Annotated in this window: 15 protein-coding genes and 1 tRNA gene; 11 read left to right on the forward strand and 5 right to left on the reverse strand. The window is 61.4% G+C overall.

Features of this window, described 5'->3' with window-relative positions; translation table 11 throughout:
• Window positions 1–20: 20 nt before the first annotated feature.
• Both Q0478_RS04900 and greA read right to left on the reverse strand, forming a co-directional pair.
• Window positions 21–1,040, reverse strand: coding sequence for a hypothetical protein (locus tag Q0478_RS04900; protein WP_298676774.1), 1,020 nt, complete (start codon window positions 1,038–1,040; stop codon window positions 21–23).
• A gap of 21 nt (window positions 1,041–1,061) precedes the next feature.
• Window positions 1,062–1,532 (reverse strand): transcription elongation factor GreA, encoded by a 471-nt coding sequence (gene greA / locus Q0478_RS04905; RefSeq protein WP_298676775.1) that lies wholly within the window; start codon window positions 1,530–1,532, stop codon window positions 1,062–1,064.
• A gap of 276 nt (window positions 1,533–1,808) precedes the next feature.
• Here greA and Q0478_RS04910 point away from each other — a divergent pair, with 276 nt between their 5' ends.
• The 5 genes from Q0478_RS04910 to Q0478_RS04930 all read left to right on the forward strand — a co-directional run bounded on the left by Q0478_RS04910 (window position 1,809) and on the right by Q0478_RS04930 (window position 7,388).
• Complete coding sequence (locus tag Q0478_RS04910) at window positions 1,809–3,452, forward strand: electron transfer flavoprotein-ubiquinone oxidoreductase (protein WP_298676777.1); 1,644 nt, start codon at window positions 1,809–1,811, stop codon at window positions 3,450–3,452.
• Window positions 3,453–3,680: 228 nt separating this feature from the next.
• A complete protein-coding gene (locus tag Q0478_RS04915) occupies window positions 3,681–5,402 on the forward strand; it encodes a tetratricopeptide repeat protein (RefSeq protein ID WP_298676779.1) in 1,722 nt (573 codons plus the stop codon).
• 1 nt (window position 5,403) lies between these two features.
• A complete protein-coding gene (locus Q0478_RS04920; RefSeq protein ID WP_298676781.1) occupies window positions 5,404–6,264 on the forward strand; it encodes a 4-(cytidine 5'-diphospho)-2-C-methyl-D-erythritol kinase in 861 nt (286 codons plus the stop codon).
• A 71-nt stretch (window positions 6,265–6,335) separates the two neighbouring features.
• On the forward strand, window positions 6,336–6,668 hold the full coding sequence (locus tag Q0478_RS04925; RefSeq protein WP_298676783.1) for a hypothetical protein: 333 nt from the start codon (window positions 6,336–6,338) through the stop codon (window positions 6,666–6,668).
• A gap of 279 nt (window positions 6,669–6,947) precedes the next feature.
• Complete coding sequence (locus Q0478_RS04930) at window positions 6,948–7,388, forward strand: MmcB family DNA repair protein (protein WP_298676785.1); 441 nt, start codon at window positions 6,948–6,950, stop codon at window positions 7,386–7,388.
• 3 nt (window positions 7,389–7,391) lie between these two features.
• Here Q0478_RS04930 and Q0478_RS04935 read toward each other — a convergent pair whose 3' ends face one another.
• Window positions 7,392–7,571, reverse strand: coding sequence for a DUF6324 family protein (locus Q0478_RS04935; RefSeq protein ID WP_298676787.1), 180 nt, complete (start codon window positions 7,569–7,571; stop codon window positions 7,392–7,394).
• A gap of 48 nt (window positions 7,572–7,619) precedes the next feature.
• Here Q0478_RS04935 and Q0478_RS04940 point away from each other — a divergent pair, with 48 nt between their 5' ends.
• Entirely contained in the window at window positions 7,620–8,132 is a 513-nt protein-coding gene (locus tag Q0478_RS04940) for a GNAT family N-acetyltransferase (protein WP_298676789.1), read from the forward strand.
• Between the two features lie 43 nt (window positions 8,133–8,175).
• Window positions 8,176–8,252, forward strand: a tRNA-His gene (locus tag Q0478_RS04945).
• On the opposite strand, the gene Q0478_RS04950 is transcribed toward Q0478_RS04945, so the two are convergent.
• A complete protein-coding gene (locus Q0478_RS04950) occupies window positions 8,253–8,570 on the reverse strand; it encodes a DUF6476 family protein (RefSeq protein ID WP_298676791.1) in 318 nt (105 codons plus the stop codon).
• Between Q0478_RS04950 and Q0478_RS04955 the strand changes: the two genes are divergently transcribed.
• Window positions 8,569–9,594: an RluA family pseudouridine synthase gene (locus Q0478_RS04955; RefSeq protein WP_298676793.1), complete on the forward strand. Its 1,026-nt coding sequence runs from the start codon at window positions 8,569–8,571 to the stop codon at window positions 9,592–9,594. The two genes, Q0478_RS04950 and Q0478_RS04955, sit on opposite strands and share 2 nt — an antisense overlap.
• A 145-nt stretch (window positions 9,595–9,739) precedes the next feature.
• Window positions 9,740–10,636, forward strand: coding sequence for an RNA polymerase sigma factor RpoH (gene rpoH / locus Q0478_RS04960; protein WP_298676795.1), 897 nt, complete (start codon window positions 9,740–9,742; stop codon window positions 10,634–10,636).
• 97 nt (window positions 10,637–10,733) lie between these two features.
• Here the strand turns inward: rpoH and purD are convergent, their stop codons facing one another.
• Window positions 10,734–11,999, reverse strand: coding sequence for a phosphoribosylamine--glycine ligase (purD, locus tag Q0478_RS04965; RefSeq protein ID WP_298676796.1), 1,266 nt, complete (start codon window positions 11,997–11,999; stop codon window positions 10,734–10,736).
• A gap of 73 nt (window positions 12,000–12,072) precedes the next feature.
• On the opposite strand from purD, the gene xseA reads away from it, so the two are divergent.
• Complete coding sequence (gene xseA / locus Q0478_RS04970; protein ID WP_298676798.1) at window positions 12,073–13,551, forward strand: exodeoxyribonuclease VII large subunit; 1,479 nt, start codon at window positions 12,073–12,075, stop codon at window positions 13,549–13,551.
• Between the two features lie 101 nt (window positions 13,552–13,652).
• The gene (locus tag Q0478_RS04975) at window positions 13,653–15,209 is read left to right on the forward strand and encodes a trimethylamine methyltransferase family protein (protein WP_298676799.1); all 1,557 of its coding nucleotides are present in this window, start codon (window positions 13,653–13,655) and stop codon (window positions 15,207–15,209) included.
• Window positions 15,210–15,217 lie beyond the last annotated feature (8 nt).

The following is a 15,217-nucleotide window of genomic DNA, read 5'->3' on the forward strand; positions in this document are numbered from 1 at the left end:
GCGCAGGCGGGCTTGCCTGTTTAGTCAAACACGCCTGTAACGCGGCCAAGCAGCATGAAGGCGCGGGCGCTGCGGGTGGCGGCGAGCGCGCTGATTTCGCTGTCGCTGGCCTCGCTTTCAAATTGCACGAAGCTTTTGTCAAACCGGCGCAGGAAGTGGTGCACGGCGTCCCGGAAGATCGGATCTTCGCGCATACGCCCGGCTGTGAGCGCCAGGGACGAGCGGTCCCGCACCCCGCCAAGGGCGGCGATTTCGCGGCCGCGCGTGCCGGCGGCAAATTTGCGCCAGACATCCGGATGGGCCATATCGGGGGTGAGATCGTCCATATAGATGCCGTCTTGGCTGAGCAGGGTCAGCACATCTTGAGCGGCCTGCACGAGACCGGCGACGGCCCTATCCTTGAGCGCGCGGCGCAAGGCGGTGAAGCCCTGTGTATCCTCGGCTGTTTCGGGGAAATTGATGGCGCGGATGAAGTCTTCCCGGCCGATTGCGGGGGCCATGTCTTCGGCGGAGGTGCCAAGCGGCAGAGAGGTTTGCGCGGCCTCGGCCTGTGGGTGTGGCGCGGGGCGTTTGGCGCGCGGGTCGCGCGTGGAGGTAAAGGTGGCCAGGGCGCTTTCTGTTTTGCGCTGGGCCGCGGCGATTTCATCCAGTTTGCGCGCCACCGAAGGCTCTGACCCGACGCGCCCTGCGTGGCTTTGGACGATATAGGCGTGGCGGATCGCATCAATCGCGGCTTGCAGGCGTTGGCTTTCCTCGCGCATGATCTTGGAGGAGCGCGCGGCGGTTGCGGCCACCCATATCATTCCCACCGGCATGAAGATGGCCAGCATGGTCATCATGAAACGCAGCGGGCCTTCGCTGCTGCTTGTCGCGTCGTCTGCGCCGGAGGGTGCGGGCAGGACGACAAAAAACACCACCGCGCCCAACAACCAGAGAGCAGACAGCACCAGCGCGATGATTTCGATAGAGGTGATTTTTTCAGCGGCGGGGCGGTCGTAGATTCCGAGCTGGGTCGGACGTGGTTCTTGAGGCTCTGACATGGCGCACTCTTACAATTACAATCAGGCGAAGGTGATTTTCAGGATTTCATAGCTGCGCTCTCCGCCCGGGGTGCGCACCTCGACACTGTCGCCCTCGTCTTTGCCGATCAGAGCGCGGGCGATGGGCGAATTCATGTTGAGCAGACCCTTTTCGATATTGGCTTCATGCTCGCCGACGATCTGCCAGGTTTTCTCCTCGTCGGTGTCTTCATCGACCAGCGTGACCGTGGCACCAAACTTTACGGCACCGGAAAGCTTGGCCGGGTCGATCACCTCGGCGCGGCTCAACACAGCTTCAAGCTCCTGAATGCGCCCTTCGATAAAGCCCTGTTTTTCGCGCGCGGAGTGGTATTCGGCGTTTTCTTTCAGATCGCCCAGTTCGCGCGCTTCGGCGATGGCCGAGATCACCGCGGGGCGCTCGACGGATTTGAGGGTTTTGAGCTCAGCCTCAAGCGCAGCATGGCCTGCGCGTGTCATTGGAAATTTGTCCATTACACTGCCTTTTGTCTTTTTATTGTCGCCTATTGCGGATGGAGCGGCGCGGTTTGCGCTGCCTTGCGTCGGTTTGGAGCAGTTTGTCTCAGAGAGGGGTTGTCTTGCAATAGGGGAATGGTCGGGGCGCAGCAATAGCGCGAATTTGGCGACTGACGTGTGGAAACTTTGCAGATTGGCCAATAATCGGTCCGGCTGCGATTGACGTGGTGACTTGATGCCATGTAATTCTGCGTGAAATTTTGTTACCCAACACGCGCAGGAAGGGAAAAGAACATGTCCGATACAGCCCGCGAGACTATGGAATATGATGTTGTGATCGTTGGTGCGGGGCCTGCGGGCCTGTCGGCTGCGATCCGCCTCAAACAGCTTGATGAAACGCTGGATGTTGTCGTGCTGGAGAAGGGCTCCGAAGTGGGCGCGCATATTCTCTCCGGCGCGGTGCTTGACCCTTGCGGGCTTAACAAGCTGATCCCTGACTGGAAGGAAAAGGGCGCGCCGCTGAATGTGCCTGTGAAGGAAGACAACTTCTATATGCTGGGTGAAGCGGGCGAGATGCGCATTCCCAACTTCCCGATGCCGCCGTTGATGAACAATCACGGCAATTACATTGTCTCCATGGGCAATGTCACCCGCTGGATGGCCGAGCAGGCCGAAGCGCTAGGTGTCGAAATTTTCCCAGGCATGGCCTGTAGCGAACTGGTCTATGAGGGCGAGCGGCTGAAGGGTGTTGTGGCGGGTGAGTTCGGCCTGAACCCCGATGGCAGCAAGTCGGACGGGTATGAGCCCGGCATGGAGCTGCACGGCAAATATGTGTTCCTCTCCGAAGGTGTGCGCGGCAGCCTCGCGAAAGAGGTGATTGCCAAATACAACCTCGCCGAGGGCCATGAGCCGCAGAAATACGGCCTCGGTATGAAAGAGATTTGGGAGATCGACCCGGAGAAGCACCGCGAGGGCAGTGTGACCCATACGATGGGCTGGCCTTTGGGCGGCAATGCGGGTGGCGGCTCGTTTATTTATCACCTTGAGAACAATCAGGTTTATGTCGGGTTTGTGGTGCATCTCAACTACAAGAACCCCCATCTTTACCCCTATATGGAGTTCCAGCGCTTCAAGCATCATCCGATGGTGGCCGAGCTGCTCAAGGGCGGCAAGCGCGTGGCTTATGGCGCGCGGGCCATTTCAGAGGGCGGCTATCAGTCGATGCCCAAAATGGTTGCGCCGGGTGTGGCGCTCTTGGGCTGCTCTGTGGGCATGGTCAACGTGCCGCGCATCAAGGGCAACCACAATGCGATGCTCTCGGGCATGGCGGCGGCTGAAGCGGCGCATGAAGCGATTGCCGCGGGCCGCGCGGGCGACGAGCTGGCCGCTTACGAGGCCGAGGTGCGCACAGGCGCGATCGGCAAGGACCTCAAGAAGGTGCGCAATGTGAAGCCGATGTGGTCCAAGTGGGGCTTGCTGCCTTCGCTTGTGCTGGGGGGCTTGGATATGTGGACAAACACGCTCGGCTTCTCGCTTTTTGGCACCATGAAGCACGGCAAGAACGACGCCGACAGCACCGAGCCTGCGGCGGCGCATAAAGAGATTGATTATCCCAAGCCCGATGGCACGCTGAGCTTTGACCGCCTCACGAACGTGAGCTTCTCGATGACCAACCACGAGGAGAGCCAGCCTGCGCATTTGAAGCTCAAGGATGCCTCTGTGCCGATCTCGATCAACCTGCCGAAATACGCAGAACCTGCGCAGCGCTATTGCCCTGCGGGTGTTTATGAGGTGGTTGAGAAGGATGGCGAGGACCAGTTCGTGATCAACTTCCAGAACTGCGTGCACTGCAAAACCTGTGATATCAAGGACCCGAGCCAGAACATCAACTGGACAACGCCTCAGGGGGGCGATGGGCCGAACTATCCGAACATGTAACGCAAAACGGGCGGGGGCTGACCCCACCCCTTTTGTGTGTGGCGCTGGGGTGCCAAGGCGGCAGGCCAGCGGGACGATCCCTGAGGGGCAGCCGCTGGTGTGCTCCCTGCGCGCCGCACTTGGGCAGTGATGTGCCGCTTGGAGTGAGGCCGGGAGGCCTTCACCTTGCGTTTACGGCTTTCATGTTTAGGTTGGGGGCTGGATATTAATGGCAAGAGGGCCGCAGGGATGTTGACAGCTTTCAGACAGGTGGCGCTTTTGGTGGGGCTTGCCGGGGTTTTGGCTGCGCCGCTGCCCGCCGTCGCAGGGAGCTTTTCGGGCGCATATTTGGCAGCACGGCAGGCCCAGTTTGCCAATGATTACAGCACAGCAGCGCGCTATTTCACCATTGCTTTGACGCGCGATCCATCCAACATCAGCTTGATGGAAGAGCTCGTCTTGGCACAGGTGGCGCTGGGCCAGTTTGAGCGCGCGGCAGTCGTGGCGCGCCAGATGGAAGCCAATGGCCACAAAAGCCAGATTGGCCAGATGGCTTTGGCCGCCGTTGAAGGGGCCGAAGGGGCCTATGATGCGCTGATTGCGCGCGCTGATGCACAACGGCTGATGGGCGATCTTGTGGATCGGCTGGTCAAGGCCTGGGCGCTTGTGGGCCGGGGCGATATGCGCGCTGCCCTGATCGAGTTTGATGCGGTGACGCAGGCCAGCGGCACCCGTGCTTTTGGCATGTATCACAAAGCGCTGGCGCTGGCGCTGGTGGGCGATCTTGAGGCCGCCGAGGCGCTGTTTGGCGCCGGGCAACCCGGCACGATCATCGGCGCGCGGCGCGGGGTTGTGGCGCATGTGCAGATCCTGAGCCAGCTTGGCCGGACGACAGAGGCGCTCGCGCTGCTGGACGCCCGCTTCGGCGCGACGCAAGACCCTGAGATCGTGCAGATGCGCAGCAAGATAACCGCTGGCGAGGGGCTGCGCTTTGATGTGTTGCGCGGGCCCAAGGAAGGCCTCGCGGAGGTGTTTTTCACCATTGCCGGGGCGCTCGCGGGGGAGCCGCGCGGCACGGACACCTTGTTGTTTGCCCGTGTGGCGCAACATATTCGCCCGGATTTTGTGGATGCGAGCCTGCTGTTGGCGCAACTTCTGGAAGATCAGGGGCAATATGAGGCAGCGGTTGCGGCTTACCGTGCGGTGCCAGCCAGCCATCCGGCCTTTCATGTGGCCGAAATGGGCCGCGCCGAGAGCCTGCGCGAGGCCGGCAAGCTGGATACGGCGATTGAAGTATTGACGCGCCTGGCACAGAGCCACGGGCAGCTGCCCGTCGTGCACAGTGCTTTGGGCGATTTGCTGCGCAGTGATGAGCGGTTTGAGAGCGCCGCAGAGGCATATGACCGCTCTCTCGCGCTTTGGGAGGGGCGCGAAAACACTGATTGGCGCACCTATTACACCCGCGGTATCGTGCATGAGCGTCTGGGCAATTGGGCGCAGGCGGAGGCCGATTTTCGGACGGCCTTGAAGATCAGCCCGGGGCAGCCAAACGTGCTGAATTATCTTGGATATTCGCTGGTTGAAAAACAGATCAAGCTTGATGAGGCGCTGGAGATGATCCAGGAGGCCGTCGCGGCGCGCCCGCAGAGCGGCTATATTATCGACAGCCTTGGCTGGGCGCTGTTCCGGCTTGGGCGTTTTGAGGAGGCCGTGCCGCATATGGAGCGGGCGGCAGAACTGATGTCGATAGATCCGGTTGTGAACGACCATCTGGGCGATGTCTATTGGGCCGTGGGCCGCCGGCTTGAGGCGCAATTCCAGTGGAAGCGGGCCCTGTCATTCATTGACTATGGCGAGGTGAGCGAGGATGCCGACCCCGCGCGGATCCGGCGCAAGCTTGAGGTTGGGCTGGACCGTGTGCTTGAGGAAGAGGGCGCGACACCGCTTGAGCTTGTGAAAGACGATCGCTGATATGCGCCCGCAATCAGGTGCAGCTGGCGCGCAGCCGGTTTGGGCGCGCGCTTTTGCGCCGGCAAAGGTTAACCTTGCCCTGCATGTGACCGGGCAGCGCGCCGACGGCTATCACAGCCTGGAAAGCCTCGTGGTCTTTGCCAATATCGGAGACAGCTTGCGCGCCCGCAGAAGCTCTGTGGCGCAGCTGCATGTGCAGGGGCCCATGGCACAAGCTGTGCCGGAGGGGCCTGAAAATCTGGTGCTCAAAGCCGCAGCCTGGGCCGGGCAGACGGCTGCGTTTGAGCTGGAAAAAAACCTGCCTGCTGCGGCCGGCCTGGGCGGGGGGTCCTCTGATGCGGCGGCGGCTTTGCGTGCGCTTGAGGCACTGACGGGGCAGGCTGTCGATGTGGCCAGGCTGGCCGAGCTGGGGGCGGATGTGCCGGTGTGCTATCGGGCGCGGGCGTGTCTCATGCGCGGTGTGGGCGAGCTGATCGAGGATGTGACCCTGCCGCCCATGGCCGCAATTCTGGCCAATCCGCGGGTGGATGTGGCCACGCCCGCCGTCTTTGAGAGGCTGGACAGCAAGACAAACCCAGGCTTGCCTGCGCTGCCCGGCTTTGCGGATGCCGCTGCCTTGCAACGGTTTCTGGCCGAGCAGACCCGAAACGACCTTGAGGTGCCGGCGCGCGCGCTTGCACCGGTGATTGATGAGGTGCTGGACCGCCTTTGGGGCCTTGAAGACGTGCGCCTTGCGCGCATGTCAGGCTCCGGGGCCAGCTGTTTTGCGCTGTTTGACGAGATCAGCGCCGCCGAGCGCGGCGCAGAGGCGCTTCGGGCGCAGCGGCCTGATTGGTGGATCGGCGCCGTTTGGCTGAGTTGAGAGAAATTTCTGCGAAAGCTTGCAACCTTTTGTTCACCGATTAGATTTAGGCTGAGAGAAGGAATCAGCTCATGCCCAAGCTCATCAAACTCTATATTGTGAATGTCGCGATCGGCTTTGCCTTGGCCGGGCTGTTTGTGGCCATGCTGCTGTGGTTCAATATTGCCAATCTCTGGCATCTTGTGAGCACCTCGGACAAGGGTATCCTGGCGGTCATGATCCTTTGGGTGTCAAACGGGATTATTTTTGCCGGTGTGCAGTTTGGCATCGCCGTGATGCGCATAAAGGATGACGATGACGACGAGCCACGCGGTGGCACGCGCGCGCCCAGCCTTGTGCATCTCGCTGAGCCGGTGCCTGTGCGCGTGACACCAAAGCGCCAGCCACAGGCCCGCCGCCCCTAAACGCTCATTCTTTTCAAGAAAATGTGGTGACGGAACCACCGCAGCCGTTGGGTTATCTCATTCCCGAGGACCTGTATGTACAGGTGGGCGTCAGGTAACATGGCCAGGGCCATGACAGAGCCAACTCCCTCGGAATTGCTTAAGGCCACCGGAATGCAACCGTAAACGAGAAGGGCAGAAGCCGTCAAACGATAGGTAGGGCTTCGCAGGGGGCTGCGCAAGGGCCATTGGCCGCGAATCGGGCTTGATAGACGTTCACATTTTGTTCACCATGAGGCCATGACAGATATTTTTGAGAGATCACAACAGGGCCAGCTTCTGGCGCGCGGTGTGTGCCGACATTTGCGCAGCTATGATTTTGCAACCGTGGAAGAGTTTGTCCCGGAGCGTGGCAAGCGTGTGGACGTGATGGCACTTGGGCCAAAGGGTGAGATTTGGGTGATTGAGTGCAAATCCAGCCGCGAGGATTTCAGGGCCGATCAGAAATGGGAGGGCTACCTGGAGTGGTGTGATCGGTTTTTCTGGGCGGTCGATGAGGCGTTTCCGTTGGAGCTCTTGCCGGATGACACCGGGCTGATCATGGCAGATGCCTATGGCGCGCAAGTGGTGCGCATGGGGCCGGAAAGCAAGCTTGCTGCGGCACGGCGCAAGAAGGTTACGCTCAAATTTGCCCGCGATGTGGCCCGCCGTCACCACCGGTTGCGCGATCCGAAGCTATAGGGCCTAGCCGCGGATGGCCTTGGCCGCCGCGCGAATTTCTTCGGCGATTTCTTCGGCCTCTTCAGGTGTGAAATCCATCGGGATTTCAACACCATCTGCCTCAACAAAAATGCGCACCATGCCCTGATCTGTCGGGCCGATCTGCATATTGGCTTCGATGTCGCGTTCGGTGTTGATGCCCATGGCGGCTCTCCTTCGTTGCGGTTTTGAGCTAGCGAGTTTTGGCTTGCGATGCAAGGGCAGCGCAGGCAGGCTCCTGCCATGAACGGGATAAGTTTGCGAGACTTTGGTGCCAAAGATGCGCGCTGGCTGGCCGAGCAGCACGGGCTGCTTTACGCGCGTGACGAGGGGTTTGACGCCAGCTTTCAAGTGCTTGTCAGCGAGATTATCGCCGATTTTCTCACCAGCCATGATGCGGGCAGCGAGCGGGGCTGGATTGCCGAACGCGCGGGCAAGCGCCTCGGCTCGATCTTTTGTGTGCGCCTTGATGAAAACACTGCCAAGCTCAGGTTGTTTCTGCTCTTGCCCGAGGCGCGCGGGCTGGGTCTTGGCCGCCTGCTTCTGGGCACATGTATGGAATTTGCCCGCGCGCGGGGCTACCGCGCGATGAAACTCTGGACCCATGAGAGCCACAAAGCGGCCTGTGCGCTTTATGCCCGTGCAGGCTGGCGCTGTGTTTCGTCAAAACCTGTGCGCAGTTTTGGTGTCGATCTTGTGGAACAAAGCTGGGAAATCGCGCTTTAAGCCCCTTGCATTCGAAAGCGTGGAGCGCTAAATCGCCCCCAGTGCCGCCTTAGCTCAGTTGGTTAGAGCGCCTGATTGTGGATCAGGAGGTCCCTGGTTCGAGACCAGGAGGTGGTACCACTACTTTCCCGCTTCAACCGTGATCTCTTGCAAGAGCGTTGATCCGTCGCGCGCAAAAACCAGGATGCGCCCGTCTTGCGTGACCACGGCAAACCAGTTTTCGCCTTGTGTGACGGCTTGGGCCTTTGTGCCCTCGGGCAAGCTGATGCGCGCAGGCAGCGGTGGCACATCGGCCTGCAAGCGGATGACAAGCAGGGCAATCACCGCTACAAGCCCGACAATCATCACCCCCGCAAGGGCTGTTACCAGAAGTTTGAGGTAGCGCACGAGGCTTGGGTCAACTTCAATTTGCTCTTGGCCTTCGGGGGTTTCATTCATGGCACATGCCTCGCTAGAATTCCGGATATTGGCGGACCCGCCTGCCCGCCTTGATAAGGCGCTTTCACGCGATGTGCCAGAGGCCGCCGCCTTGAGCCGCACACGCCTTGCCAAGCTGATGGAGCAGGGCGCTGTGCGGGTCAACGGCACACTGGCCGCAAACCCCAAGGCGCGGGTGGAAGAGGGGGATCTTATCCAGATTACGCTGGAGGCGGCTGAAGAGAGCCATATCACGCCGCAAGCGATCGCGCTGGATGTGGTCTATGAAGATGCCGCGCTGATCGTGGTGAACAAGCCCGCCGGCATGGTCGTGCATCCGGCGCCGGGCACGCCGGACGGCACGCTGGTCAATGCGTTGATGCACCATTGCGGGGAGTCACTTTCTGGCGTGGGTGGCGTGGCCCGCCCGGGGATCGTGCACCGCATCGACAAAGACACAAGCGGGCTTCTGGTGGCTGCAAAAACCGATCAGGCCCATCACGGGCTCGCCGTGCAGTTTGAAAAGCACACAGTTGCGCGGCACTATCGGGCGCTGGTCTATGGCGTGCCCGAAGCCTCTGATCCGCGGTTAAGCGGCTTGCGGGGGGTGAGCTTTGAGGCGGCGGGTGTTATGAAAATCTCAACCCAGCTGGCGCGCCACAAGCATGACCGCCAAAAGCAGGCGGTGTTTTTTGAGGGTGCGCGCCACGCGGTGACACGGGCAAGGGTGGTTGAGGCCTTTGGCGCGCCGGCCTCGGTTTCTTTGGTGGATTGCTGGTTGGAAACCGGGCGCACCCATCAGATTCGGGTGCATATGGCCCATGCCGGTCACGGTCTTCTGGGGGATCCTGTCTATGGGGGGCGGCGCAAACTCAGCGAGAAAGCCTTTGGTGCTGAGGCTGTGGCGGCGGTGAAGGGGTTTGCGCGCCAGGCGCTTCATGCGGCCAGCCTCGGATTTGCGCACCCGGTGAGCGGCGAGTTGCTGCATTTTGAGGCAGAGCTTCCAGCCGATATGAGCGCCCTCCTGGCGGCCCTGAAAAATTGATCCCGCAGGGCTTAAGCGGCGTAAAGGGGTAAAGACACAGGCCGACAACAAGAAAGAAGCCCCGCAGGCGCGCCAGACTTGAAACATAAGCGCCGCGTGCCTACATCAATGTTAAGCCCTGTTACATAAAGGGAGGGAGCACGAGATGAGCAACTACAAAAACCTGCCCGCACCGACACCGGAAGGCGGCCTGAACCGCTATATGCAGGAGATCCGCAAGTTTCCGCTGCTGGAGCCTGAAGAGGAATACATGCTCGCCAAGCGCTGGGTCGAGCAGGAAGATACCGAGGCGGCTCACCGAATGGTCACGTCACACCTGCGGCTCGCTGCCAAAATCGCCATGGGCTACCGTGGCTATGGGCTGCCTCAAGCCGAGGTTATTTCCGAGGCCAATGTGGGCCTCATGCAGGCGGTGAAGCGCTTTGATCCGGAAAAGGGCTTCCGTCTGGCGACCTACGCCATGTGGTGGATCCGCGCGAGCATCCAGGAGTATATCCTGCGCTCCTGGAGCCTTGTGAAGCTTGGCACAACCTCGGCCCAGAAAAAACTGTTCTTCAACCTCCGTAAGGCCAAGGCCCGCATTGGCGCATTGGAAGAAGGGGATTTGCGCCCCGAAAATGTCCAGAGAATTGCCACAGATCTCGGAGTGACAGAAACCGAGGTTATCTCGATGAACCGTCGCCTCTCCGGCGGTGACGCGTCGCTCAACGCCACGGTGGGCTCGGAAGGCGAAGGCACCATGCAATGGCAGGATTGGCTGGAAGATGAAGACGCCGATCAAGCCGCTGATTATGCGGAACGCGATGAAATGACAGCCCGGCGCGAGCTTCTCGCAGAGGCGATGGATGTGCTCAACGCGCGAGAGAAAGACATCCTCACCCAGCGCCGCCTGAGCGAGGAAACCATAACGCTGGAAGATCTCTCCAGCCAATATGACGTGAGCCGCGAACGCATCCGTCAAATCGAGGTGCGCGCTTTTGAAAAGCTGCAAAAGCGAATGCGTGATCTGGCGAAAGACCGTGGGATGCTCGCCAGTGCCTGAGCTCTTGAATACAGCTTTCTTATTGCTGAAAATATCCTAGGGGGTGCGGGGGACTAGTCCCCCGCATTGGTCGGATTGGGCGAAGCCAAATTCGAAATCAGCCCAAGGCCCGCCAGCCGATATCGGAGCGCAAGAACCCGTCAGGCCAGTCTATCTGACGGGTCATTTCGTAAGCCAGCCTGTGCGCCTCTTGGAGCGTGTCTCCCCGCGCCGTGACGGCCAGAACCCGCCCGCCCACAGCGGTGATCTCCTCTCCTGCAAAGGCTGTGCCCGCGTGAAAGACCATCTGAGTGCTGGAGCGTGGCAGCGGCTCCAGCCCCTTGATCACAGAGCCTTTTTTGTAAGCTCCGGGATAGCCTTTGGCGGCCATCACAACTGTCATCGCATGGTCGTTGGCCCAGTGCACCTTGGCCTCCGAGAGCCGGCCCTCGGCGGCGGCGTGGATGTGGTCAAAAGCCTGTGCCCCAAGGCGCATCATCAGCACCTGGCATTCAGGGTCGCCAAAGCGGGCGTTGTATTCGACCAGCCGCGCCTTGCCATCCTTGATCATCAGCCCGACAAACAGAACACCCTGATAGGGCGTGCCGCGGCGCGCCATTTCGCGCAGGGTCGGGCGCACGATCTCCTCCATCGTCTGCGCCACAACCGCCTCGCTCATCACCGGCGCGGGGGAGTAGGCGCCCATGCCGCCGGTGTTTGGCCCGGTGTCGCCTTCGCCCACGCGCTTGTGGTCTTGGGCCGTGCCAAGCGGCAGGGCCTCTTCGCCGTCACAGAGCACAAAGAAGCTGGCTTCCTCACCGTCCATGAACTCTTCGATCACAACTTCCGCGCCCGCAGCGCCAAGGCTGCCTGCGAACATATCGTCCACGGCGCTCAGGGCCTCTTCAAGGGTCATGGCCACAACAACGCCTTTGCCTGCGGCCAGCCCGTCGGCCTTGATCACGATCGGTGCGCCTTGGGCCTGCACATAGGCGCGCGCCGGGGCGGCTTCGCTAAAGTGGGCATAGGCGGCTGTGGGCGCGCCTGAGGCGTCGCAAATCTCTTTGGTGAAGGCTTTGGAGGCTTCGAGCTGGGCTGCGGCCGCACTTGGCCCGAACGTGAGGATGCCGGCCGCGCGCAGCGCGTCTGACACGCCTGCGGCCAGCGGCGCTTCCGGCCCGATGATGACAAAGTCGATGGCCTCGGCGCGGGCAAAGGCGACAACGGCCTCGCCATCGTTGATATCCAGCGGAACACATGTCGCCAGCTCGGCGATGCCTGCATTGCCGGGCGCAACGAAAAGCCTGTCGCACTTGGGGTTTTGCGCGGTGGCCCAGGCGAGGGCGTGTTCGCGGCCTCCGCTTCCAAGGATAAGGATGTTCATGCGCGCAACTCCTGCTTGGCCTTCTTTCGCCCGCGTTCTAAGCTGGCGGGCAAAGAGATACAAGCGAGGCGAAATGTCCGACCTGATTGATGATGGCAGTGATCTGGGCAATGCGCCCGAATTTTCGGTTTCCGAGATTTCCAACGCCATCAAGCGGGTGATTGAGGGCGAGTTTTCGCATGTGCGAATCCGGGGCGAGGTGGGCCGGGTGAGTCGGCCGCGCTCGGGCCATCTCTATCTCGATCTGAAGGACGATAAATCTGTCATCAACGCGATCATCTGGAAGGGCGTGGCAGCGCGGCTTCCGGTGCAGCCAGAAGAGGGTATGGAGGTTGTCGCCGTCGGGCGGATGACAACTTTTGCAGGCCAGTCGCGTTACCAGATCATCATTGAAGAGATCCGCCCCGCCGGTGTGGGCGCGCTGATGGCGATGCTGGAAAAGCGTAAGCAGATGCTCGCTGCCGAAGGGCTGTTTGCGCCCGAACGCAAGCGGGCCTTGCCGTATTTGCCTGAGGTGATCGGCGTTGTGACTTCACCGTCGGGCGCAGTGATTCGCGATATTTTGCACCGTTTGCGCGACAGGTTTCCACGCAAGGTTCTGGTCTGGCCCGTGGCCGTGCAGGGCGAAAAATGCGCAGGCGAAGTGGCGCGCGCGATTGCGGGTTTTAACGCGCTTACGCCCGGCGGGGCCTTGCCGCGGCCTGATCTGATCATCGTGGCGCGCGGCGGGGGCTCTGTCGAAGACCTCTGGGGCTTTAACGAGGAGGTGGTGGCGCGGGCCGTGGCGGATTCGCAGATCCCGCTCATCTCGGCCGTGGGCCATGAAACGGATACCACGCTCATTGACTATGTGTCCGACCGGCGCGCGCCCACGCCCACGGCGGCGGCGGAGCTGGCTGTGCCGGTGCGGCTGGAGCTGCTGGCCTGGGTCAGTGATCAGGGCGCGCGGATGCGCCATGCGCTTTCAAACGGGGTGCGCCAGCGGGGCCAGCGCCTGCGGGATCTGGCGCGCGCGTTGCCGCGCCTTGAGAGCCTGGTGGAAGCGCCGCGTCAGCGGCTTGACCGCGCAGCCGACAGGCTGCCCGCCGCGCTGGTGCGCGGGGTGCAGTTGCGGCGCGTGGCGTTGTCAGAGGCGTCGGGCAGTTTGCGCCCGTCGGTCTTGCACCATCTGGTGCGCAGTGATGCGCAGCGGCTCGCAGGGCTTGGCGCGCGGCTGAATGTTGCGGCGGTGCGCCGTGATCTTTCGCGCAAAAGCAATGACTTGCAACGGCTGACCGACCGGTTTGGAACAACAGGCACGCGCCAGATCAAGGCTTTGCGCGAGCGGCTCGAGGCCACGGACCGCCTGCGCGAAACGCTGAGTTACAAGGCCACGCTGGCGCGCGGATATGCTGTGGTGCGCGGCGGGGGCGCAGTTGTGACGACAAAAGCGGCGGCGCAAAAAGCGGGGTCGCTGGAGATCGAATTTGCCGATGGCCGCCTGAGCCTGAGCGGCAAAGCCAAGCGCGCGGGCGTGGCTGAGAAGCCACCCGAACAAGGCACGCTGTTTTAACGCCGCTTCATCGCTTGTTTCCGACAGCTTCCGTCGCTCATGGGCAGGCGGGCGCGGTTTCAGCGCTGTTTGATCAGCCTGTCAGAGCAGAGGAGGCGGGCATGGCACGGTCAGGACGTAAAGGGCGCGGTGGCGGACGCGCAGGCGCGGCAGAGCGGCGCGGGGCCGCTGTGATCGAGCAGATGCCATGGCGCTTGCCCAAGAACATCGACCGCCCCACAGAGCCTCTGACCGAGGAGGGCGTTCTGGCGATCCATGAGGGGGCCATGCGCATTCTTGAAGAGATCGGGATCGAGATTCTCAATGCCGAAGCGCTGGAAATTTTCCGCGAGGCGGGGGCCACGATCAGTGGTGAAAATGTGCGCGTCGGGCGCGACTGGATCATGGAAATGGTGGGTCTTGCCCCCAGCTCTTTCACGATCACGCCGCGCAATCCGGAGCGCGAGCTGATCGTGGGTGAGGATCATATCCTCTTTGGCAATGTCTCGTCGCCGCCGTCTTACTGGACAATGGAAACGGGCCGCAAGATGACCGGCACGCGCGCGATGTGTGCAGATTTTATCAAGCTGAGCCAATACTTTAACTGCATCCATTTCTGCGGTGGCTACCCTGTGGAGCCGCAGGATATTCACGCCAGTATCCGCCATCTGGACGTGCTCTATGACAAGCTCACGCTGACTGACAAGGTGGTGCACACCTACTCGCTTGGCAAGGAGCGGGTGGAAGATGCCATGGAGATGGTGCGCATTGCCGGCGGGCTGAGCCATGAGGAGTTTGAAGCCAAGCCGCGCCTTTACACCAACATCAATTCGACCTCGCCGCTCAAGCATGACGAGCCGATGCTGGACGGGTGGATGCGGCTGGCGCGGCGCAACCAGGGGCTGGTTGTGACCCCCTTCACGCTGGCGGGGGCGATGGCGCCTGTGACCATGTCGGGGGCTGTGGCGCAGAGCCTGGCAGAGGGGCTGATTGCGGTGGCTTTGGCCCAGTATATCCGGCCCGGAGCGGCCTGTGTGATTGGGACATTTACCTCCAATGTTGACATGAAATCCGGCGCGCCGGCCTTTGGCACGCCCGAGTATATGCGCGCCACGCAGATGACGGGGCAGCTTGCCAGATTTTACGGATTGCCGATGCGCTCTTCGGGGGTTTGCGCGGCCAATGTGCCCGATGGGCAGGCGATTTGGGAGACCTCCAACAGCCTCTGGGCGGCGGTGCAATCGGGGACGAATATGGTTTATCATGCGGCCGGTTGGCTGGAGGGCGGGCTGATTGCCAGCCCTGAAAAATTCGTGATGGACTGCGAAATTTTGCAGCAAATTCAAAGGTATATGGAGCCCCAAACCTTTGCGACAACCCCGGATGATATTGCCCTTGAGGCCATTGCCGAAGTGGGCGGGCACGGGCATTTCTTTGGCCTGCAACACACGCAAGACCGCTATGAAACGGCCTTTTATCAGCCGTTTGTGAGCGACTGGCGCAACTTTGAGGCCTGGGATGCGGCCGGAGCTGTCTGGACACCGGAGCGGGCGCATCACCTTTACAAGGAGATTGTCGCCAGTTTTGAGGCACCGCCCATGGATGTGGCGATCCGCGAGGAGCTTGAAGCCTTTGTGGTGCGCCGCAAAGCCGAAGGCGGCGCGCCCACCGATTACTAAGGGCTGAA

The organism is uncultured Lentibacter sp. (assembly GCF_937123735.1).
GTDB lineage: Bacteria > Pseudomonadota > Alphaproteobacteria > Rhodobacterales > Rhodobacteraceae > Lentibacter.

Excerpts from the sequence above, each read along its gene's own strand:
- greA (WP_298676775.1), bottom strand. The coding sequence starts at position 1,532 with ATGGACAAATTTCCAATGACACGCGCAGGCCATGCTGCGCTTGAGGCT.
- Q0478_RS04940 (WP_298676789.1), top strand. The coding sequence starts at position 7,620 with ATGCAAGGGCAGCGCAGGCAGGCTCCTGCCATGAACGGGATAAGTTTG.
- Q0478_RS04975 (WP_298676799.1), top strand. The coding sequence starts at position 13,653 with ATGGCACGGTCAGGACGTAAAGGGCGCGGTGGCGGACGCGCAGGCGCG.
- Q0478_RS04930 (WP_298676785.1), top strand. The coding sequence starts at position 6,948 with ATGACAGATATTTTTGAGAGATCACAACAGGGCCAGCTTCTGGCGCGC.
- Q0478_RS04955 (WP_298676793.1), top strand. The coding sequence starts at position 8,569 with ATGGCACATGCCTCGCTAGAATTCCGGATATTGGCGGACCCGCCTGCC.
- Q0478_RS04915 (WP_298676779.1), top strand. The coding sequence starts at position 3,681 with ATGTTGACAGCTTTCAGACAGGTGGCGCTTTTGGTGGGGCTTGCCGGG.
- Q0478_RS04900 (WP_298676774.1), bottom strand. The coding sequence starts at position 1,040 with ATGTCAGAGCCTCAAGAACCACGTCCGACCCAGCTCGGAATCTACGAC.
- Q0478_RS04910 (WP_298676777.1), top strand. The coding sequence starts at position 1,809 with ATGTCCGATACAGCCCGCGAGACTATGGAATATGATGTTGTGATCGTT.
- rpoH (WP_298676795.1), top strand. The coding sequence starts at position 9,740 with ATGAGCAACTACAAAAACCTGCCCGCACCGACACCGGAAGGCGGCCTG.
- Q0478_RS04935 (WP_298676787.1), bottom strand. The coding sequence starts at position 7,571 with ATGGGCATCAACACCGAACGCGACATCGAAGCCAATATGCAGATCGGC.
- Q0478_RS04950 (WP_298676791.1), bottom strand. The coding sequence starts at position 8,570 with ATGAATGAAACCCCCGAAGGCCAAGAGCAAATTGAAGTTGACCCAAGC.
- Q0478_RS04925 (WP_298676783.1), top strand. The coding sequence starts at position 6,336 with ATGCCCAAGCTCATCAAACTCTATATTGTGAATGTCGCGATCGGCTTT.
- Q0478_RS04920 (WP_298676781.1), top strand. The coding sequence starts at position 5,404 with ATGCGCCCGCAATCAGGTGCAGCTGGCGCGCAGCCGGTTTGGGCGCGC.
- purD (WP_298676796.1), bottom strand. The coding sequence starts at position 11,999 with ATGAACATCCTTATCCTTGGAAGCGGAGGCCGCGAACACGCCCTCGCC.
- xseA (WP_298676798.1), top strand. The coding sequence starts at position 12,073 with ATGTCCGACCTGATTGATGATGGCAGTGATCTGGGCAATGCGCCCGAA.